The following is a 19,166-nucleotide window of genomic DNA, read 5'->3' on the forward strand; positions in this document are numbered from 1 at the left end:
CGCCTGATAGGTGATTCTTGCCGCTCTCGGACCGGATCACGGCGGGACCTGCCCTCCTCAGGGCCCCCTCAGGGCCCGTCGTCCAGTCGGCGCAGGTCCCCCTCGTCCCACGTCCGGGTGGAGCGGGGCTCGGTGTAGGGCTCCTTCTCCGCGGGCAGGCCGCCGGTGATCGCCCGCTGCCGGACCGTCTCGGCGTCGAACTCCAGGCCGAGCAGGATGGCGAGATTGCTGATCCACAGCCAGACCAGGAAGACGATGACCCCGGCCATGGTGCCGTAGGTCTTGTTGTACGAGCCGAAGTTCGCGACGTAGAACGCGAAACCGGCGGAGGCGATCATCCAGATCAGCAGGGCGAGGAAGCTGCCCGGGGTGATCCACCGGAAGCCCTTCACCTTGGCGTTCGGGGCGGCCCAGTACAGGATCGCGATCATGATGGTGACCAGGAGCACCAGGACGGGCCACTTGGCGATCGACCACACCGTCAGCGCGGTGTCGCCGATCCCGAGGGCGCTGCCGGCCTGGCGGGCCAGCCCGCCGGTGAAGACCACGATCAGCGCGCTGGCCACCGCGAGCACCATCAGCACGACCGTCAGCCCGACGCGCACCGGAAGGATCTTCCACATCGGCCGGCCCTCGGGCATGTCGTAGACCCGGTTCGCCGTGCGGATGAACGCCGCGACGTACCCGGACGCCGACCACACAGCCAGCAGGATGCCGACGACGGCCACGACCGAACCGGTGCCGGAGTTGTTCTGCAACTGCTCTACGGCCCGGGTGATGATGTCCCGGGCCGAGCCCGGAGTGAGCTGCCGGAGGTTGGCCAGCACCTTGTCGGTGACCGACCTGCCGGTGATCCCGAGCAGCGAGACGAGCACCAGCAGGGCGGGGAAGAGGGAGAGCACGCCGTAGTAGGTCAGCGCCGCGGCCCGGTCGGTCAGCTCGTCGTCCTGGAACTCCCGCAGGCTTCCTTTGAGTACCGCTTTCCACGCGTGCCGCGGCAGTTTCGTCGGCGCGTCCGGTGCGCGCCGCTCGACCTCGGGGCCGGGCCCCGCCTCCTCGGGCGAGGGGACCTCGTCGCTGCCGTGAGAGTCTTTCCGCCCCGGAAGATGCAGCTTCATGGCTTCCGGGTACCCCCGGGCGCTCCTCTCAGCGCGCCGGGGTCAGACGTCCTTGGCCCATTTCACGAGGGCGGCCTTGCTCGCGAAGTCGGCCACGTCCTTGTCATGGGGTTCGCTGCTGTACTGGTGGAATCGCCAGCCGGCCTTGATCCGGGGCTTGCCCGCGGTGACGTAGTCGGCGATCCACAGACCGTCACCGGTGTACGAGGTGATGTCCACGTTCAGCCAGTAGTTCCGGTTCGCGTAGAGCACGACCCGGTTGTGCGGCCGCAGCGCCTTCAGCTTCCGGATGAAGCGGTCCTTGTCGGCGTTGCTCGCGTGCGTTCCCTCGCTGGTCGTCTCCCAGTCGACGGCGAGGATGTCGCCCGCCTTCTCGGGGGCGTGCCGGAGGAAGTACTCGGCCTGGGCGGTGAGGTCGCCGGGCCACAGGAAGTGGTAGAAGCCGACGACCAGACCGGCGTCCCGGGCGTGCTTCGTCTGGGCGGAGAGCCTCGGGTTGACGTACGAACGGCCCTCCGTCGCCTTGATGAAGACGAAGGAGAGGCCGCTGGTGTCGTACGAGGAGGACTGGAACGCGCTCACGTCGATGCCGTGCAACATGGGGGGACTCCTGAAGTGCCAGTGGGGTGACACGAGTTGACTGGGTTATGCCCCACCCTGGCACGCCCGATCCGGCGCCACCCCGCGAATTGCCGGATGTGCCCGGTCAACCCCGGGCCGTCACCGACCCCAGCACCGATGCCGACTTCGCCGACCAGTCCGACGTGATGATGCTGGCGTGGTCCGCGGCCAGCAGGGACAGCCGGGCCGCGACCTCGGCGTCCGTCGGATCGGTCGAGGAGATGGCCGGGGACACGCCGGCGGCGTCCGTCATGATCAGGATGTAGTGGTTCGCGGAGTAGAAGGACGTGGCGTAGCCGTTGTCGACGTACGAGGTCGCGTCACCGTCGAAGAACACGAACCACGGCCGGATCGAGGCGTCGTAGCGGCTGGTACGCGGGTCGCCGCTCGCCGCGCCGAGGACCGCGGGGAAGGCCTGGGCCGCGGAGATGTTCCCGGCCGCATGCAGGTCCCGCAGGTGGTCGCCGTACTCCTCGTCCGTCCAGTAGCTGTCGAAGGGGTTGGACTCCTCCACCGTGCCGGGGATCAGCTCGAAGAGGAACTTGCCCTTCAGGGCGTCCCGGCTCGGCCACGCGTTCGCCTTGGCCGCCGCGTCCAGCGTGGAGTACGTGGAGCCCAGCAGGTCGGAGGGCTTGTAGACGCTGCTGCCCAGCTTCGAGGCGACCAGCGAGTCGAACTCGTCGGGGCCGAGGCCGGCGTTGTTGTTGAAGCCGACCTTCATCTCGACCTTGAAGACGATCGGCGGGTGGTCGGGGTGGAGCTGGTTCCAGGCGGCGATGTTGTCCAGGCAGCTGCCGAGGTCCTGGTTGCGCTGCTTGCTGTAAAGGTCGCTCGGGGTGCTGGCGTATTCGCAGTTGTTGTCGTTGCCCAGCGGGTTGCTGTGGCTGACCCGCCAGCGGTGGCTGAGGCTGTCGGCGTAGACGTCGAGTTCGAGCAGCGAGGCTCCCGAGTCCAACGCCTGAGCGAAATAGGTGTACTTGGACTTGTCGTACGCGTTGTGCGTACCGATCGCCGTCGTCTCGGACAACTTCCCCGACGCCGCGTGGGCGTTGCCGGGTCCCATCAGTACCATCGCGGCCGCACCGAGCAGCGCCGCCAGCCGTCTGACCGTACGCACGTGAAATCCCCTTCGTCGTCACGGAGTTGGCGGCAGCGTAGGGGCAAGCGGTTACTGAGCGGTAGCCCCTGGGGGAACAGGAGGCACGCGGGTGTCGTGTGATCGTCGTGCTCGAATTCGTCGGCCGGGGCAGGTTTCACGGGGATGCGGCGGGGCCACACTGATGCCGTTCCGGTGCACCGGTGTACGTCGAGGGAGGTGAGGCGCCGTGACCATCCACCCCGCCCCCTTCTGGGAGGCCCTCGACCCGGGCGACCGGGCCGCGCTGCTGCGGGCGGCGACGCGGATGTCCCTGCCGACGGACCGGCAGTTCCTGACCCAGGGCGAGGACTCGGACCACCTGGTCGTCCTGCTGCACGGCTGGGTGAAAGTGGTCGCCCAGTCGCACGCCGGCTACCGCGCCCTGCTCGCGCTGCGCGGCCCCGGCGAACTCCTCGGCGAGCAGGCCGCGGTGGAGCGCGGGCGCCGCTCGGCCTCCCTGGTCACGGCCACCTCGACCGACCTGCTGAACCTGCCCGCCACCCGCTTCCAGGTGCTCGCCCGGTCCCGCCCGGGCGTCGCCGCGGCCCTGGAGCAGACCCTCTCGCAACGCCTGCGCGAGGCCGACCTCCAGCGCGCCGGAATCACCGAGCCGGTGCCGGCCCGGCTCGCCGTCCTCCTGCTGGACCTGGTCGAGCGCTGTGGCCACCCGGACCCCGACGGCACGGGCCACCGCATCGGACTGGCCCTTTCCCAGGACGACCTGGCCGGTCTGCTGCTGACCTCACGGCGCACGGTGAGCCGTGTCCTGGAGCAGTGGCGGTCCCAGGGCTGGATCGTGACGGGACGTCAGGCGCTGCTGGTGCGGTCGGCGGACCAGCTGAAGCGGCAGGCGTTCGGCGGATGAGCCCGGGCGGGGGCCTCAGCAGGTCGTGTAGCTCACCCCGTCCTTGGACGCCTGGTAGATCCGGTAGCCGTCCGAATGGGTCAGCTGGTAGGTGATCGACCACTGGTCGCAGGTGTCGTCGGGGCTGCCCTTGGGTCCGTAGCCCGGGTCCTGGTGGCTGGTGAAGTTCAGCGTGGCCAGGGTGTACGGGCCGTCCGAGGACAGGCCGCCCAGCACGAAGTCGCTGTCCTTGGTGGTGGACATGACCCCCTTCCACTTGTCGCGGCCGGCCGTGGTGCCGAGGTCGACCACGCTGGTGTCCGGGTCGTAGTACTTCAGCGCGGTGTCGTAGCGGTGTTCGTTGATCGCGCCGAAGAAGCGGGCGAACATCTGGGCCACGTCCTCGGCGGCATCGTCGTCGGCGACCTGGGAGTAGTCGACGGTGGCCCCGGAGGCCACGGCCAGGCCGGAGGGCGTGGTCGCGTCGCCGGGGTCCGGGGAGGGCTCGTCGGTCGCCGGGTCGCCTCCGACGTACGTGCGCTCGGTGGGCGTGCCCGTGGCCGACGAGGACGAGGAGTCGCCGGCGCCGGCCGAACCCGCCACGTGTGTCGCCGCGAAGCCGCCGACCACCCCGATCAGCACCGCGGCGAGCAGCCCGCCGACCCATCGGTTGGCCGCCGAGCCGGTGGGCCGCGGGCGGGGCAGCGGGGTGACGACGGGGGTCTGCGCGGTCTGGGTCGGCGGCTGCCACGCATTCGGCTGCGGGACGGCGGCCGGCGGCGGGGTGCGCTTGACGCGGCCGTGCTCCAGTTCCAGCACGGGTATCCACTCGGCGAGCCGGGGACGCCGCTGCGGATCCTGGTTCCGGGCGCGCGCCGCGAGGTTCGCGAGCTGGGTGGAGACGGCCCTGAGCGGGGTGAGGTCCCTGCTGTCCTGGCTGCGGCTGAAGACCCGCGCGGCGAGCAGCCCGAACTTGTAGGAGTCCGTGGCGACCGTCGCGGTGGCCTTCTCCGGGGCCGGCACCTCGTAGTCCGGGGTGTCCACCTGCGCGAGCACGTCCTTGCCCGCGTAGCGCATGGAGTCGCAGTCGATGAGCAGGCAGCGCGCCTGCCCGCGCAGGGTGAACAGGACGTTCTTGGGCGAGAGGTCGCCCACCGCCACACCGTGGCCGTGCAGCCGTTCGACGGTGCGGGCGAGATCGAGCAGCAGCTCCAGCCGCTGGGCGTCGTCGACGGGCAGCCCGATGTGGGTGCTGTAGGAGTCGTCGTTGAGCAGGAACTCCATCGCCTGCTGCTTGACCCCGTTCAGGACGGGGCTGTGCAGCTCGTGCTCCGGGCCGACGCGCCGCATGAGGAAGCCGGTCACCGTGGTCCGCGGGTTCCGCGAGGGCCGCGGGTCGGTGGGCGTGTCGTCCCGGTACACCAGCACCGTCGGCCAGGTCAGACGGTCGTCCAGGAAGGCGCGTTCGGCCGGGTCGAGGAGCTGGCGGAAGCAGACCATGTCGTACAGCACGTCCTCGTCGTACGGGACGTTCGGCAGGTACTCCTTGTAGACCAGGGACTGCCCGGGGAACTTCCCTTGCGGGTCCGGCACCCCGTACACGATGCCCTGGCCGCCGCCGCCCAGCCGGTGCGCGGTGTAGTCGCCCAGTTGGGCGGCGGACGTCCAGGGCACTCTGACGTCGTTCATCGCACCGCTCCCGGCGCCCCTCCGCGCGGCCACAGAGCCACCAGTGTGCGGTCGTCGTCGAAGGTCTCGCGGTAGAAGTCGAGCGCGTACGCGAAGCCCAGCGGCGGCAGCGGCCGGGACAGTTCCTGGACGCACAACTGGGCCACGGCGCCCCGTCCGTCACCGACGGGATCGCCGAAGCCGTCCGTGCCGACCAGCAGGACGCTGCCCGGGTCCAGGAGGTACTCGAACGGATCGAAGTCGGCGGGCACGTACGGCATCGGCCGGACGGCCGAGGAGAGCAGTCCGTCCGCGCCGAACGACTTCCCGCCCTTGAGCGGGTACACCTCCTGGTTCTTGATCACCCAGACCCCGGAGTCACCCACCGACACCAGGACCACCCGCACCCCGTCCTCGGTGGGCGTGGCCACCCCCGCGACCAGGGTGGTGGCCAGCAGCGCGGCGGTGTCGTCCACGCTCGGGGTGTCCTGCGCCCGCAGGATGCGGCGGGCCTGCTCGACCAGCTGCCAGTGGACGGTGCCGAGCAGCCTGCTCCAGTCGGTGACGAATCCGCCGCCCGCCCGCACCTGGGCGAGCAGTTCGTCGACCGCGCTGCGGCAGGCCAGCTGGGAGCCGATGTGCGGTTCGCGCGCGTCGGACACACCGTCGGCGACGGCGAACACGACGGCCCCGGTCTGTTCGTCCCAGGCCGCCGCCGCGTCGTCCTCGCGGGGCTTGCCCTCGGCCCGGTGGGCGTAGCCGCGCACCGAGGCCAGCCGCAGGTCGAGCGCACTGGTCGACCAGCCGTCGCAGACGGTGTCGGGGCGGTACGACAGCCCGCCCGTGGGCGGCCTGTGGTCGAAGGCGGGGTAGGCGCCGTCCACGGACAGGGGCCGCCAGCCGTCGGCGAGCTCGCTCGGCGGGGGTGCGGGCGCGGTCACGGCCGCCGGTGCCCGGACGGGCAGCAGGCCGGGCGGCCAGGTCTGCTCGCCGGGCCGGTCGGCCGGGCCGGATCCGGCGGGTTCCCTGGAGTACAGGTCCGGGACCGGGCCGGGCGGCGCCGGAACGGGCCGCCGCTCCTTCGGGTCGTCGTCGGACCGGCGGCGTGAGAACGGGACCATGTCAGATCACATCGATCGCGACGGTGAAGCCTTCCGGCTTGTCCACCACCAGTTCCGGGGACGGCGAACTCAGTGACCGTCCGGAGCGGACCACGCTCTGGGTGAGGGCCGCGCAGAACTTGGCGATGGCGCTGCCGACGTCGACGCCCTTGTTGACGATGAAGCCGAACTGCGGCTGGGTGGCGACCTGGTTGATGGTCTGCGCGTCGGCGTCGGCGATGCCGCAGGCGATGATGTTGGGTGCGCCGAGGGTGATGCCCCGGTCGATGAGGCGGCGGTGCGCGTCCTGCCAGTCCTCGTGGTGGTTGGGCAGTCCGTCGCTGAGGAAGAACACGGCCGGCCGGTGCACCTGGTAGCCCTCGCGCTTGAGGGCGTTCACATCGCCCGGGATGCGCACGATCAGGTCCTCGAAGGCGTTGCGGTAGCTGGTCATGCCGCGGGTGCGCAGCCGCGGGAACTCGTTGGCGCTGCGCAGGTCGACCAGATGGACCCGCTCGACCACGTCGTCGGAGAAGCCGAGCACCGAGAAGCGCACCTTGGCGGCGGCCATCGGTTCGCCGAGCAGCGCCTGGTGCAGCGAGCGCAGACCGTCGTTGAGCTCGTCTATGTAGTCGGTCATCGAGCCGGACTCGTCGGCGAGGACGTAGATGGGGAGCAAGTGCCCCCGGTTGCTTTCCATCATCGTCTTTCCGTTCTTGCGTGGTGGGGACTGTGTGGTTCGTGGGACCGGGCCGGGCGGGTCAGAACGCGTCCTCGGCCCGCCGGAAGCCGTCGGGCGGACCGACCGCGAACTGCGGGTCGCCGGCGGCGATCCGGCGGGCGTAGCCGACGACACTGTCCCGCAGGAAGGCGGCGCAGCTGTGCGCGGCGGACACCGCGTCCTGGTTGGGCGGTGCCATGAAGGCGAACTCGGGCCGGGTGGCCACACCGCGGATCGCGAACGTGTCGGCGCGGCCCAGGCCCAGCGCGATGACGTGCGGCGCCGCCGGGTTGCCGGTGGTGTCGGTCAGCGTGCGGTGGGCCTCGCGCCAGCCCTCGCCCTCCTCGGGCGCTCCGCCGGTGACGAAGTGGACGATGGGCCGCAGCACCTGCGCGCCCTCGCCCTTGACCACGCCGACGTCCTGCCCGAGGACGGTCGTCAGCAGCTGGAAGGCGTGCCCGTACGACAGTCCCGGCCGCCCGGTGAGGATGGGAGTGCGGGTGCCGGACGTGACCGTCTCGAGCTGGAGCCGGGGTTCGGTGGTGGCGGCCATGCCGAGGACGGACAGCCTGAGCGCGGTGGAGAGTTCCGGGGCGGCGGAGAGCGCGGAGTGCAGGTCGCTCAGGCCCCGGTTGAGCTCCTCCAGGCAGGTGCGGTCCAGGGACTCGTCGAGGACCAGGTAGATCAGGGCGGTGTAGGCGGGGGTGGCGGGCCGTCCGGCGGAGGGCTGGACGGGGTCGCCGACCACGGTGGAGCCGGGGCCCGCGCCGTAGGGGGCGGTGGCGGCCGGGGCCGTGGGCCGGGGCGGGGCGTAGGTGGGCTGGGGCTGGGGCTGCGTCGGGGTGTACGCCTGACCGGCGGGCGCGGCGTTCAGCTGGGCCGGCGGGGCGTCCCAGGGCCGGGCGCCGGTCAGCTGCGGGGTGCCGGCGGGCGGCAGCTGGGCCTCGCCGCCGGTGGCCCGGCCGACCGCGTCGGTCAGCAGCTGCCGCGTCGCGTCCAGGTCGCCGGCCTGCACGAGGTTCTTCTCCGCCATCAGCTGGAGCAGACCGAGGGCGCGCTGGTTCTGGAGCTCCGTGGTGGCGAAGCGGGCCTCCTCCAGCTTGCGCATCATCTCGAAGGCGCCTGCGGCGTCCTCCGGGTGCGTGATCAGGTAGTGCCGGATCAGCCCCTCGCTGGTGGTGAGGGTGCTCTGGAGCGCGGCCGCCTGCCGGGCGGTGGCCTCTATCTCCAGTTCCTGCTTCTTGGAGTCGAGCTGCCCCTGGCGCAGGACCTCGCCCATGTTGGGTACGTGCTCGGCCTGGCCGAGGGTCTCGCGCCGGCCGGCCTCGATCAGGGACTCCAGGTACAGCTTGGACTTGTCGTCGGGCTGTACGGTCACCTGGCAGCCGTACACGATCAGGCCCTCCGCGAGGGTGACCTGCTGGGCGCACTTCTGGTTGAGGTAGTGCTGGAGGCCGAAGGAGTCCTCGATGGCGAACCGCTGTCCGGCGCCGTGGAAGAGGCTGGTGAGGTAGTTGTGCACCAGGGGCAGCGGGTTGTCGATGCCGAAGCGCACCACGGCCTTGGCGCCCTCCCAGCTGTCGACGCGGAAGGCGAAGTCGACCTTCACCTCGAAGGCGTGCACGCCGTCGCGGGAGACCAGCGGGTTGCGGCCGAGGACGGCGCTGCGCTGCCGGGGGCGCAGATCGATCTCGTAGCGCATGCGGTACTTGGAGAACACCTGCTGCGAGGGGGTCATCGGACGGCCCTCGAAGCACTCGACCTCACCGGACGCGGTGGCGTACACGACCGCGAGGTGCGGTTCGGTCGCCTTGGTGGGGCCGACCGCCATACGGGGCACCGGCGTCCGGTTGACGATCAACGAGACCGGGTCGTTCACCGGTCACCTCCTGGCTGAGTGGGTCGAGCGGACGGCGCGGCCCGCAGCGCGGCGCCGATGACGGCCGCCGAGCGGGGCAGGGGACGGAAGCGGTCGCGGTCGGTCCAGTGGGCGGCGTGGCGCTGGAGGAGCAGGCCGACGCGCGGTGAGCGGGCGGCGACGTCGTCGACCAGGACGCGGACGAGGTCGGCCAGCAGCTCGGGGTCGCTCTCCGCCTGGGTGGCCCAGGCGTCCAGGACGATCCCGGACGGTTCGGAGTAGACCTCGCCGCTGATGGCCTCGGCCCACAGGTAGCCGATGAGGCGGCGCAGTTCCCCGCCGGGCGGACTGTCGGCGGCCAGTCTGAGCAGGGTGGGGCGGCTGCGCCCGGGCAGGCCGCCGGCCGGGGGTTCGTCGGTGACCAGGGCGTTGGCGAGGATCAGGAAGGCGAGGTGTCCGGTGTGGCGGCTCTTCGGTTCCAGCGCCATCTCGGCGAGGGCGCGCAGCACCGCCGGGGCGTTGGCCCGGACGTCCTCCTCCATCAGGTCGGCGACGGCGTCACCGATCGCGACGGCGACCTGGACGGAGTCGACGGTGCCGAGCCGGGTGAGGGCCTGGAGGGCGGTGGGCAGGTCGGCGCCGCCCAGGCACAGGCCGTAGGCGCGGGCGGCGGCGGCCTGGAACTCCCAGGGCCCGCCGAGGTACCAGCCTTCGACGAGGGCGCGCACCCCGGGCCGCAGGTCGGGGTCGCGGGCGCAGACGCGCAGGGCGTAGGCGACGGCCTCGCGGCGCTGTTCACCGCTTGCCTGGTCGCGGATCCAGCCGGGCAGGACGAGGGCGCTGACGGCGTCGAAGGACTCGGTGGCGATCAGGCCGAGCGCGGTCCCGGCGAAGCTGCGCACCTGCTGCGAGGGTTTGTCGACCAGATCGGCCAGCCAGTCGAGGAGTTCGCCCTGGATGGTGTACTGCGACCAGGCGTGCCGGATGATCCGCGCCGGGTAGTCGGGGTCGCGGTACTCGGCGACGGTGCAGGGCAGCCAGCCGTTGTCGCCCCGGGTGACCGCGGTGACGGTGCGGGCGCGCAGCTTCTCGTCGAGCATCCGGCGGGACTGGCTGAAGGGGTCCTGGCGCAGGGGCACGGGGCCGTGCTCGACGCTGGCCCGCAGGACACCGCGGTCGCTGCGGAAGCGGTCCAGGAGGGTGCTCGCGGCCATGGCGACGTACTCCTGGGGCAGTCCGCCGAGGACGGCGAGTGCGACGGCGTGGGTGCGCAGCCCGGTGTCACCGAGCCCCTCGAACCATTCCTCGGGGCTCTCGCCGCCGGTCTGGTCCATCCGGGCGCGGACCCGCTCCAGGTCGATGAGGCCGGCGCCGTGCTCGTGCCCGATGACCTCGGCCAGCCGGGCGGCGTCACGGCAGGAGGCACCGAGGTCCAGGAGTTCCTCGCACAGGTCCCGCAGGCCCGCCGCGGCGAGGGCCTCTTCGGCGTCGTCCTCGCCGAGCCGGTGCGCCAGGTGGGCCAGGAGCACGTCGTGCAGGATGTCGGGGCGGCCTATTCGCTGGACGTACTCGCCGACGCCCTGGCCGAGTTCGGCCTCCGGTCCGGCGGTCAGCACCAGGTGGGCCTCGGCCTGTAACAGCAGGTCCTCCAGGCCGGCCAGCTGGGAGCCGCGTAACTCGCCGAGGTCCACGGGCCGGTCGAGCAGCAGGCCCGCGCCGCGGCCGAGCTGCTTGAGTTCGGTCAGCCGGGTGAGTTCGGCGACCGAGTCCAGCAGGTAGAAGGCCTTGGCCTGGGCGGAGATCAGCAGTCGTACGGCCGCGGCGGTCTTGCCGGCGCCACCGGGACCGCGCAGCACGACCGAGCGGCGCCGCCAGGCGTCGGCGACGACGTCGTCCCAGCGGGGCGGCGCCTGGAAGGTGCGCCGGACGGTGTCCACGACGCCGGCGGCCAGGGCGCGCAGGACGACGCCGCGTTCCCCGTCGGCGTGGATGACGATCTTGTCACCCTCGACGCGGTCGCCGCCGATGTGGGTCCAGGCGGTGCGCAGCAGTCCGGCGCGCAGGCTTCCCTGACCGGCGCGGGCGGTGGCGTCGCGGGCGGTGTTGCCTGCGTCGGCGGTGCTGTCGGCGGGCGCGGCCTGCTGGTTGTCACCCTGCTGGGCGCCGCCCGACTGGGGGGTGCCCGACTGGGCGTTGCCCGGCTGGGGGGCGCCCCCGTCGCCGCCGCTGCCCGGGGCGGGCGGGGGTGCGCCGCTGCCGCCGTTCGGCGGGGGCGCGCCCCCGCTCTGCGGCTGCGGGGCTCCCGTGCTCGCGGTGGGTGCGGTGGTCGTCGTGGGCTGTGCGGTGGTGGGCGGGGGCGCGGAGGGAGTGCTCATGAGCCGTCCGCGGGACGGGTGCGGTGCGGCGGGGCCGGGTGTCCGTAGTGGTACACGGTCTTGTCGCCGTTCACGTAGTCACCGTGGACGTAGGGACCGTTGACATAGGGCCCGTTGACGGCCGTCGCGCCGTCCCCCACGGCTATCTGGCTGTTCGTCACGCCGCTGATGTACGGCGCCGGCGGCGGGACCGGGCTCCCCGGTTCGGTCCCGCCGCCTGCCGCTCCCGCGCGGCCGCCCGTGCCGGGGGTGTCCCCGGGTCTGCTGTCACGTGGCGGCTCCCCCGAGTCCGCGGGAAGTCCGGGCGGCGCCGGGTAGCCGGGTACGGTGACCCAGCCCCGGCGCGGCTCGCCGTGCTTGGTGACGAAGTCGGCGGGCAGGTAGGCCGCCGGGTCGATGCCCGGGTAGCCGCCCAGCACCACCTTCTGGTGGACGTCCTCCGAGACGACCACCACCAGGTGGGCCCGGCCGGCCCGGGCGAGCACCTGCTTGACGGGGCCCGCGTCGACCAGCCGGGCCAGGTCGTTGATGGCGTTGCCGGTCCACAGCTGCCCCTGCTGGATCACCAGCCCCTGGTTGAGTCCGACCCGCAGCCGCATCCGGTGGTCGTGGTTGTACTGGCCGCTGTGCGCCACCAGGGCGTCCTCCAGGCCGCGCACCAGCTCACGCAGCAGCCGGGTGGGGCTGGTGCCGACGGGGATCAGCAGCAGCATGCCGTCCCCGCGGTCCTGCCAGGGGCAGGTGTCCAGGTCCAGTCCGGCGCGTCGCAGCGCGAACGCGACCACCTGGTGCATGCTCTGGTGCAGCGTCGCCTGCGTGGTCTCCGGGCGCAGACTGAAGTCCTCGATGTCGAGGAGCACGATCCAGTGGGTGATCGGATCGTCCGGAACCAGCATGTGCGACCTCCTGTGCCGGAGCAGGGCTCGCGTGCGCCCCGCGCATATCTGGATAGAACCTGCTTGCGGCAGTGTCTACGCCATTTGGCGCACAATGCCCTCTTGCCGATGTGTTCGCCAATGATTCCGACACAACGTCACACGGACGCGTATGATCTCGCACCGACAAAACGGAAACCGCCCGAACGGAAACTGTCGTTCCGTCATAATTCGTGCCCCAAGTGGTAGTTCACTGTCAATGGCATGGTCGATGGCAATGCTCAGACAGACGGTGGAGGGGGCCCGGGTGCGTCAGTTCCGCGTCCCGTCGCAACTGTTGCTGGGCTTCGTGCTCGGTCTGGTGATCGTGGTGTCCGCCCGTGCCTGCGGCGGCCCGGACGGCCCGGCGGGCGCCTCGGCGGCGGTCCCGGCCGCTTCGGCGGGCGGCGGCTCGGCCGTGACGCGCGCGGGCGGCGACCCGGCGGGACCGCCCGCCCTGTGGCCCGCGCCGCGGAGTGTGCGCCGCGACGCCGGTTCCGTGCGGATCGGCCGCGGCGTGGCGGTGCGCTCCGACGCCGGCACCGACGCCTCCACGCTGGACGCCGTCACCCGGGCGCTGCGCGCGGGCGGCGCCCGTCAGGTCCGCCTCGGGGACGCGCCCAGGTCCGGGGAGCTGCTGGTCACGGTGACGACGGGCGGTACGCCGAAGGAGCTGTCGGCGCTGGGGGCCGACGGGCCGGGCGAGCTGACCGCCGGCGGATACGTCCTCGCCGTCGGCACCGACCACGGCCGGCCCCGCGCCGTCCTCGCCGGGGCGGACGCGGCCGGCGCGTTCCACGCCGCCCAGACCTTCGCCCAGCTGGTCCGCCCGGTCGGCTCGGCGGCGGCCCGCACCGAGCTGCCCGCCCTCCGCGTCCGCGACTGGCCCGCCACCCCGGCCCGCGGTATCGTCGAGGGCTTCTACGGCAAGCCCTGGACCCAGCGGGAGCGCCTGGAACAGCTGGACTTCGCCGCCCGCTTCAAACTCGACACCTACGTCTACGGCCCCAAGGACGACCCCTACCTGCGCGCCCGCTGGCGCGAGCGCTACCCCGAGGCACGGCTGGCCGAGCTGCGCGCCCTGGCCGGGCGGGCGGAGGCCGACCACGTCTTGCTCGTGTACGCCCTCTCCCCCGGCCTGTCGGTCTGCTACTCCTCCGCCGCGGACACCGCCGCGCTGGTCGGCAAGTTCCGGCAGCTGTGGGACGCGGGGGTGCGCGCCTTCGCCGTGCCGCTGGACGACATCGACATCGACCGCTGGAACTGCGCGCGCGACGCGACCGTGTACGGCAGCGGGCGGGGCGCGGTCGGGCGGGCGCAGGCGGACCTGCTGAACCGGGTGCGGCGGGAGTTCCTCGACGCCCACCCGGGCGCCGCCCCGCTGCTCACGGTGCCCACCGAGTACGACGGGTCGGCGGCCGGTCCGTACAAGTCCGCGCTGGCGGACCGGCTGGACCGGGGCGTCTCGGTGATGTGGACCGGCCCGCGGATCGTCTCGCCGAGCATCCACGCCGACCAGGCCCGCGAGGCCGGCCGGCGGTACGGGCACGCGGTGCTGGTGTGGGACAACTACCCGGTCAACGACTACACCGCGCAGCACCTGCTGCTGGGCCCGTACACCGGCCGGGACGCGGGGCTGCCCGGAGCGGTCGCGGGCCTGCTGGCCAACCCGATGCCCCAGGCCGCCGCCTCCGACCCGGCGCTGTTCTCGATGGCCGCGTACGCCTGGAACCCCACGGCCTACCGGCCCGCCGACGCGCTCGACGCGGGCCTGGCCGTGCTGGCCGGCGGAGACGGGCGGGCCCTGACGGCGCTGCGCGCCTTCGCCGACGTCAACCGGGCCTCACGACTGGACGCAGGGCAGGCACCGCAGCTGGCGGCGCTGACGGCGGCGTACTGGCGGGGCGGACCGAAGGCCGAGCGGGCCCTGCGCGAGCGGCTCACCGTCCTCGCCTCGGCCCCGGACACGGTCCCGGCCGCGCTGCGCGCCCCGGCCGCTCCCTGGCTGGCCTGCGCCAGGGACTGGGCCCGGGCCGCCCTCGCCGCGCTGGACCTCCGCGACGGCAAGGGCTCCCGGGACCGGGTGCTGTCCCTGCGGACGGCGGCCCGCTCCCACACGATCGTGGACTGGCAGGACCGGACCCGTCCGGTGGAGGTGGGGGCCGGGGTGCTGGACGCGTTCGTGGCCCGGGTGGTGGGTCGGTAGTTCCCGACCCGAGTCAGCGGAGTCCTACCCCCGGAAGTCCGCCGGCCGCTCCTGGGACGCCTCCGCCAGCGCCTTCCGCACGCCGTCCACGCCCTCTCGCAGCCCGTACACCGGGGTGCCGGGCTGCTGGCGCCAGGACTCGTCGAGGCCGCCGGCGTCGACCGTGTCGAAGCCGAGTTCGTCGATCAGCGCGCGGACCTTCGCCTTGGCCGCCGCGTCGTCCCCGGCCACCGGCAGGGCCATGCGGTCGGGGGCACCGGCCGGACGCGGGCGGTCGAGGATGTCCTGGGCGTAGGTGCCGTTGAAGGCCTTGATCACGGGGTGCCCGATCTGGCGCTCGGTCCAGCGGCTCTCGGTGAGGCCGTCGTCCTCGATCGCCGCGATACGGCCGTCCCGCTGCTGCGGGTAGTAGTTGCCGGTGTCGATCACGGCGACGCCGTCCGCCGCCCCGTCGAGCAGCCCCTTGGGCAGGCCCGGGACCGCCTTCAGGGGAACCGTGACGACCACGACCTCCGCGCCGTGCGCCGCCTCCTCGGCCGGTACGGGGGTCGCCCCCGTCTCCTCGGCCAGTTCGGTGAGCGTGTGCGGACCGCGCGAGTTGGCGACGGAGACGTCGTGACCGAGGGCGGTGAGCCGCCGGGTGAGGTTGCCGCCGATGTTGCCCGCGCCGATGATGCCGATCTTCATGACAGACCCTTCCGGGTTGATGCACGCGCATGCGCTTGTCGTGCGGCGACAACCACGGGGGCGCGTGGGCTATTCCACGGGTTACGGCAACCGTGGGATCACCACCGCGGAAGCACCGGCCGGCCCGTCAGTGCGCGAACGGGTCCTCCAGTTCCGCGTGCAGCACCTGTGCGGCGGTCTCCGCGTCGCCGTCCCTCACGGCCCTGAGCAGGGCCTCGTGGGCGTCGTCACCGGTGTTCGGGTCCTGGGCGCGGACGCCGGTCAGGGCGAGGAGGTCGACCAGGCCCGCGCGCAGGACAGGGGTGAACTCGGTGAACAGGTCGGTGAGGACGGGGTTGTGGGCGGCGGCGACCACGGCCGCGTGGAAGGCGATGTCGGCGTCGACGAAGGCCGCGTCGTCCGCCGTGGCGGCGGCGCGGCGGCCCGCCAGCGCCGCCTCGATCGCGGTGACGTCCTGCGGGGTGCGGCGGCGCGCGGCCAGCCGGGCCGCCTGCACCTCCACGGCCGTCCGGACCTCGTAGACGTCGCTCACCTGGGCACGGCGCAGCCTGGTGGGCCAGTCCTCGGCGGGTTCGGTCGCGATGACGAAGACCCCTGCGCCGTGCCGGGCCCGCACCAGGCCCGCCCCGGCCAGGGCGCGCAGCGCCTCGCGGACGGTGGAGCGGCCGACGCCGAGTTCCTTCGCGAGGGTGGTCTCGCCGGGCAGCCGGGTGCCGACCGGCCAGTGGCCGCCGGTGATCTGCGCGCGCAGCCGCTGGGCCGCCTGTTCGACCAACGGGCTGGGGCGGACGGGGCCCAGCGGACCTAGCGTCATCGGTGATGCACCAACTTGTCTGCGCGGTAGGAGGGTTGCGGGGAGATTCTCACTTGTCTGAGGAGCTGAGGAGTCGCTAGCGTACCCCGCATGACGCTTCGCGGTCTCCTTCTCCTCGGCTGCCGCGGCGGGGCCTGACGCGACCGGCACCCCGCCGCGGGTCGCCGTGCTGCCGGTCACCGTCCGACCGAGCCGAAGGCAGCAGCAGACGATGACCACGACCGCCCCTCATCCGTCCTGGAACCCCCAGCGTCCGAGCCCGATGCCGTCCCACCGCTACCGTCCCTTCCAGGAGCGGGTGAACGTACCCAGCCTGGACCGGAGTTGGCCGTCCGCCCGCTTCGAGCGCGCCCCGCTCTGGGTCCCCGTGGACCTGCGTGACGGCAACCAGGCCCTGGCCGAGCCGATGGACACCCCGCGCAAGCGCCGCCTGTTCGACCTGCTGGTCTCCGTCGGCTTCAAGGAGATCGAGGTCGGCTATCCGTCCGCGAGCCGCACGGACTTCGACTTCGTCCGGCACCTGGTGACCGCGGGCACCGTGCCGGACGACGTGACGCCCGTCGTGTTCACCCCCGCCCGGCGAGACCTGATCGACCGGACCTTCGAGGCGATCGAGGGGCTGCCGAGGGCCGTCGTGCACCTGTACGTGGCGACCTCCCCGGTGTGGCGCGAGGTGGTCCTCGGGCGGGACCGGGGCGAGGTGTGGCGCACCGTGCGGGAGGCGGCGGAGCACATGGCCCGCCGGGCCGGGGACAGGGCCGGTCTCCGCTTCCAGTTCTCGCCGGAGACCTTCAACCTCACCGAGCCCGACTTCGTCCTGGAACTCTGCGACGGACTGACCGCGTTGTGGGACGCGAGCCCGGACCGCCCGGTGACGCACAACCTCCCGGCGACGGTCGAGATCGCCACCCCGAACGTCTACGCCGACCAGATCGAGTACGCCCACCGCAACCTGTCCCGCCGGGACTCGGTGATCCTCTCCGTGCACCCGCACAACGACCGCGGCACCGGCGTCGCCTGCGCCGAACTCGCCGTCCTGGCCGGGGCGCAGCGCGTGGAGGGCTGCCTGTTCGGCAACGGGGAGCGCACCGGCAACGTCGACCTGGTGACCCTCGCGCTCAACCTCCACGCCCAGGGGGTGGACCCGATGGTCGACTTCCGGGACATCGACACCGTCCGGGAGACGGTCGAGCACTGCAACCGGCTGCCGGTGCACCCGCGGCACCCGTACGCGGGCGACCTGGTGTACACGGCGTTCTCCGGCACCCACCAGGACGCGATCAGCAAGGGCCTGGCCCGCCATGCCGTGCGGGCGGCGCGGGCGGGCCTGGCGGAGGACTCGGCCCCCTGGGCGGTGCCGTACCTGCCGATCGACCCGGCCGACGTGGGCCGTTCGTACGAGGCCGTGATCCGCGTCAACTCCCAGTCGGGCAAGGGCGGCATGGCCTATCTGCTGCGCACGCACCACGGACTGGACCTGCCCGAGCGCATGCGGCCGGACTTCTCGCGGGTGGTCCAGGAGGTCACGGACGACACCGGACAGGAGGTGGCACCGAAGGAGCTCTACGACCTCTTCCGGGCGACGTACATGGTGGAAGGCCCGCGGGGAGTCGGGGACCACGCGGGGACGGCCCCGCTGTCCGGTGTCCTGGACGCGCTCGCCGGTGCCGGGTTCGACGTGGAGGTGCTGGAGCGGGCCGGGCACCCGATCGCGCCCGTGGGGAGGACCGTCGCGGAGAGGACGGTCGCCTACGCCGAGTGCCGGGTGAACGGCGCCACGGCCTGGGGCGCGGGCGAGGGTCCCTCGCCGGAGACGGCCTCGGTGCGCGCGGTGCTGGCCGCGGTGAGCCGGGCGGTCCGGTAGCCGAAAGGGGGGCGCCCGGCCGGGCGCCCCCCCTCAGGCTCGCGTCACTTGTTCAGGTAGGCCCAGAACTCGTCGAAGGACAGGACCTTGTCGCCGTTGAGGTCTCGGGTCTTGATGACGGCCTCGGCCACCGTGTCGGTGACGTTCCAGTCGCCTCCCTGGGCGAGGGCGGACTTGAACTCGGCGGCGGTGATGAAACCGTCACCGTCCGCATCGATCCGCTGGAACTGCTTGCGTGCTTCCTCGATGTCCGCCACCGATCCGCCCCTTTTGTCGCGTTTCTCTGGTCTTGCTGGCTCACTGCCGCTGGTCAGCGTAACCGGCCCCGTGAGCGTCCAGTGCGGCGACCACCCAGGCGAACTCCTCCCGGTGCGCGGGCAGGGGCTCACCCCGCACCCGGGCCAGCAGTTCCCGGTAACAGGCGAGCCGGTCGTGGGTGACCGTCCACAGGCGCTCGCGCACGGCACTCCGGTCGGCGTCGCCGAACAGTTCCCGCAGCACCGCGTCCGCCTCGGGAGCCTCGGGGGCGATCCCCCGGCCGCGCGCGTCCGCAGCGAGCTCGATGAGGCGCTTGACGAACCAGAGCGAGGCGCCCGCGGGCGCCTCCGGCCCATGGTCGGCCGCGTTGAACTCGGTCGCCTTGCGCATCTGCGCCCGGAACTCCGGATCATGGATCATCTCGGCCAGCTCCACCCAGGCGTCGACCTGCTCGGACGTCGGGTCGTCCGGCAGGTCCACGGCCGAGCGGAGCATCCGCTCCCGGATCTCCGGGTCGAAGGTGTCGAGTCCGTCGAGCATCTCCGCCACGAACTCCTCCATGATCCGCCTGCGCTCGGCCGCCGAGAGCCGCGCCAGCCGGTTCATCAGGGCCGTCTCCTCCGCGCTCGATCCGCGTCGCGCCACCGTGGACAGCACCGCCCGGGTCGCCTTCAGGGACCGGATTTGCGCGTCCAGGGCGGTGACGTGCGCGGCCGCCACCTCCGCGACCGTCGTCTCGCCGGCCAGTACCCGGCGCACATGACCGAGCCCGAGCCCCAGCTCACGCAGGGTGCGGATCAGTTCCAGGCGGGCGACGGACCCGGCGTCGTACAGCCGGTAGCCGCCCGAGGAGCGGGCCACCGGGGGCAGGGCGCCCTCGTCGGACCAGTAGCGGATGGTCCGCACGGTGAGGCCGGTGGCCCGGGCCAGCTCGCCGATGGTGAAGAGGGTGGTGCGGTCTGCGCTCACACCGCGAGTCT

Annotated in this window: 16 protein-coding genes; 3 read left to right on the top strand and 13 right to left on the bottom strand. The window is 72.6% G+C overall.

Annotated features, from left to right (window positions below; translation table 11 throughout):
* Positions 1–68: 68 nt before the first annotated feature.
* From ACFY01_RS39435 to ACFY01_RS39445, 3 genes are all read right to left on the bottom strand, one after another.
* Entirely contained in the window at positions 69–1,118 is a 1,050-nt protein-coding gene (locus ACFY01_RS39435) for a YihY/virulence factor BrkB family protein (RefSeq protein WP_390740603.1), read from the bottom strand.
* Positions 1,119–1,160: 42 nt separating this feature from the next.
* Complete coding sequence (locus tag ACFY01_RS39440; RefSeq protein WP_390740604.1) at positions 1,161–1,718, bottom strand: GH25 family lysozyme; 558 nt, start codon at positions 1,716–1,718, stop codon at positions 1,161–1,163.
* A 106-nt stretch (positions 1,719–1,824) separates the two neighbouring features.
* Complete coding sequence (locus ACFY01_RS39445; protein ID WP_390740605.1) at positions 1,825–2,856, bottom strand: phosphatidylinositol-specific phospholipase C domain-containing protein; 1,032 nt, start codon at positions 2,854–2,856, stop codon at positions 1,825–1,827.
* Positions 2,857–3,064: 208 nt separating this feature from the next.
* Here ACFY01_RS39445 and ACFY01_RS39450 point away from each other — a divergent pair, with 208 nt between their 5' ends.
* The gene (locus ACFY01_RS39450; protein WP_390740606.1) at positions 3,065–3,742 is read left to right on the top strand and encodes a Crp/Fnr family transcriptional regulator; all 678 of its coding nucleotides are present in this window, start codon (positions 3,065–3,067) and stop codon (positions 3,740–3,742) included.
* Positions 3,743–3,757: 15 nt separating this feature from the next.
* Here ACFY01_RS39450 and ACFY01_RS39455 read toward each other — a convergent pair whose 3' ends face one another.
* Genes ACFY01_RS39455 through ACFY01_RS39480 form a run of 6 tightly spaced genes read right to left on the bottom strand, consistent with a single transcriptional unit; the run spans position 3,758 to position 12,339 of the window.
* Complete coding sequence (locus tag ACFY01_RS39455) at positions 3,758–5,410, bottom strand: hypothetical protein (protein ID WP_390740607.1); 1,653 nt, start codon at positions 5,408–5,410, stop codon at positions 3,758–3,760.
* Complete coding sequence (locus tag ACFY01_RS39460) at positions 5,407–6,510, bottom strand: protein phosphatase 2C domain-containing protein (protein WP_390740608.1); 1,104 nt, start codon at positions 6,508–6,510, stop codon at positions 5,407–5,409. Before ACFY01_RS39460 ends, ACFY01_RS39455 begins: the two co-directional genes overlap by 4 nt.
* Before the next feature lies 1 nt (position 6,511).
* The gene (locus ACFY01_RS39465) at positions 6,512–7,192 is read right to left on the bottom strand and encodes a VWA domain-containing protein (protein WP_390740609.1); all 681 of its coding nucleotides are present in this window, start codon (positions 7,190–7,192) and stop codon (positions 6,512–6,514) included.
* 58 nt (positions 7,193–7,250) lie between these two features.
* A complete protein-coding gene (locus tag ACFY01_RS39470) occupies positions 7,251–9,089 on the bottom strand; it encodes a hypothetical protein (protein ID WP_390740610.1) in 1,839 nt (612 codons plus the stop codon).
* Positions 9,086–11,443 (bottom strand): hypothetical protein, encoded by a 2,358-nt coding sequence (locus ACFY01_RS39475; RefSeq protein ID WP_390740611.1) that lies wholly within the window; start codon positions 11,441–11,443, stop codon positions 9,086–9,088. Before ACFY01_RS39475 ends, ACFY01_RS39470 begins: the two co-directional genes overlap by 4 nt.
* A complete protein-coding gene (locus ACFY01_RS39480; protein ID WP_390740612.1) occupies positions 11,440–12,339 on the bottom strand; it encodes a hypothetical protein in 900 nt (299 codons plus the stop codon). Before ACFY01_RS39480 ends, ACFY01_RS39475 begins: the two co-directional genes overlap by 4 nt.
* Before the next feature lie 256 nt (positions 12,340–12,595).
* On the opposite strand from ACFY01_RS39480, the gene ACFY01_RS39485 reads away from it, so the two are divergent.
* Positions 12,596–14,563, top strand: a complete 1,968-nt coding sequence (locus ACFY01_RS39485; RefSeq protein ID WP_390740613.1) for a beta-N-acetylglucosaminidase domain-containing protein — start codon at positions 12,596–12,598, stop codon at positions 14,561–14,563.
* Between the two features lie 24 nt (positions 14,564–14,587).
* Here ACFY01_RS39485 and ACFY01_RS39490 read toward each other — a convergent pair whose 3' ends face one another.
* Together ACFY01_RS39490 and ACFY01_RS39495 are read right to left on the bottom strand one after the other, a co-directional pair.
* Positions 14,588–15,250: an NADPH-dependent F420 reductase gene (locus ACFY01_RS39490; RefSeq protein ID WP_390740614.1), complete on the bottom strand. Its 663-nt coding sequence runs from the start codon at positions 15,248–15,250 to the stop codon at positions 14,588–14,590.
* A 127-nt stretch (positions 15,251–15,377) separates the two neighbouring features.
* The gene (locus ACFY01_RS39495) at positions 15,378–16,064 is read right to left on the bottom strand and encodes a FadR/GntR family transcriptional regulator (RefSeq protein WP_390740615.1); all 687 of its coding nucleotides are present in this window, start codon (positions 16,062–16,064) and stop codon (positions 15,378–15,380) included.
* A 211-nt stretch (positions 16,065–16,275) separates the two neighbouring features.
* On the opposite strand from ACFY01_RS39495, the gene ACFY01_RS39500 reads away from it, so the two are divergent.
* Positions 16,276–17,928 carry a 2-isopropylmalate synthase gene (locus ACFY01_RS39500; protein ID WP_390740616.1) on the top strand — a complete coding sequence of 551 codons (1,653 nt, stop codon included), beginning with the start codon at positions 16,276–16,278 and terminating at the stop codon, positions 17,926–17,928.
* 44 nt (positions 17,929–17,972) lie between these two features.
* On the opposite strand, the gene ACFY01_RS39505 is transcribed toward ACFY01_RS39500, so the two are convergent.
* Positions 17,973–18,185 carry an EF-hand domain-containing protein gene (locus ACFY01_RS39505; protein WP_390740617.1) on the bottom strand — a complete coding sequence of 71 codons (213 nt, stop codon included), beginning with the start codon at positions 18,183–18,185 and terminating at the stop codon, positions 17,973–17,975.
* Positions 18,186–18,225: 40 nt separating this feature from the next.
* A complete protein-coding gene (locus ACFY01_RS39510) occupies positions 18,226–19,155 on the bottom strand; it encodes a MerR family transcriptional regulator (RefSeq protein WP_390740618.1) in 930 nt (309 codons plus the stop codon).
* Positions 19,156–19,166: the final 11 nt, after the last annotated feature.

It is taken from the genome of Streptomyces sp. NPDC001480 (assembly GCF_042894725.1).
Lineage (GTDB): Bacteria > Actinomycetota > Actinomycetes > Streptomycetales > Streptomycetaceae > Streptomyces.

What these genes read in the sequence shown, in the direction of transcription:
- ACFY01_RS39495 (WP_390740615.1), bottom strand. Translation starts at nt 16,064, where the DNA reads ATGACGCTAGGTCCGCTGGGCCCCGTCCGCCCCAGCCCGTTGGTCGAA.
- ACFY01_RS39460 (WP_390740608.1), bottom strand. Translation starts at nt 6,510, where the DNA reads ATGGTCCCGTTCTCACGCCGCCGGTCCGACGACGACCCGAAGGAGCGG.
- ACFY01_RS39455 (WP_390740607.1), bottom strand. Translation starts at nt 5,410, where the DNA reads ATGAACGACGTCAGAGTGCCCTGGACGTCCGCCGCCCAACTGGGCGAC.
- ACFY01_RS39480 (WP_390740612.1), bottom strand. Translation starts at nt 12,339, where the DNA reads ATGCTGGTTCCGGACGATCCGATCACCCACTGGATCGTGCTCCTCGAC.
- ACFY01_RS39490 (WP_390740614.1), bottom strand. Translation starts at nt 15,250, where the DNA reads ATGAAGATCGGCATCATCGGCGCGGGCAACATCGGCGGCAACCTCACC.
- ACFY01_RS39440 (WP_390740604.1), bottom strand. Translation starts at nt 1,718, where the DNA reads ATGTTGCACGGCATCGACGTGAGCGCGTTCCAGTCCTCCTCGTACGAC.
- ACFY01_RS39500 (WP_390740616.1), top strand. Translation starts at nt 16,276, where the DNA reads ATGACCACGACCGCCCCTCATCCGTCCTGGAACCCCCAGCGTCCGAGC.
- ACFY01_RS39465 (WP_390740609.1), bottom strand. Translation starts at nt 7,192, where the DNA reads ATGATGGAAAGCAACCGGGGGCACTTGCTCCCCATCTACGTCCTCGCC.
- ACFY01_RS39435 (WP_390740603.1), bottom strand. Translation starts at nt 1,118, where the DNA reads ATGAAGCTGCATCTTCCGGGGCGGAAAGACTCTCACGGCAGCGACGAG.
- ACFY01_RS39475 (WP_390740611.1), bottom strand. Translation starts at nt 11,443, where the DNA reads ATGAGCACTCCCTCCGCGCCCCCGCCCACCACCGCACAGCCCACGACG.
- ACFY01_RS39485 (WP_390740613.1), top strand. Translation starts at nt 12,596, where the DNA reads ATGCTCAGACAGACGGTGGAGGGGGCCCGGGTGCGTCAGTTCCGCGTC.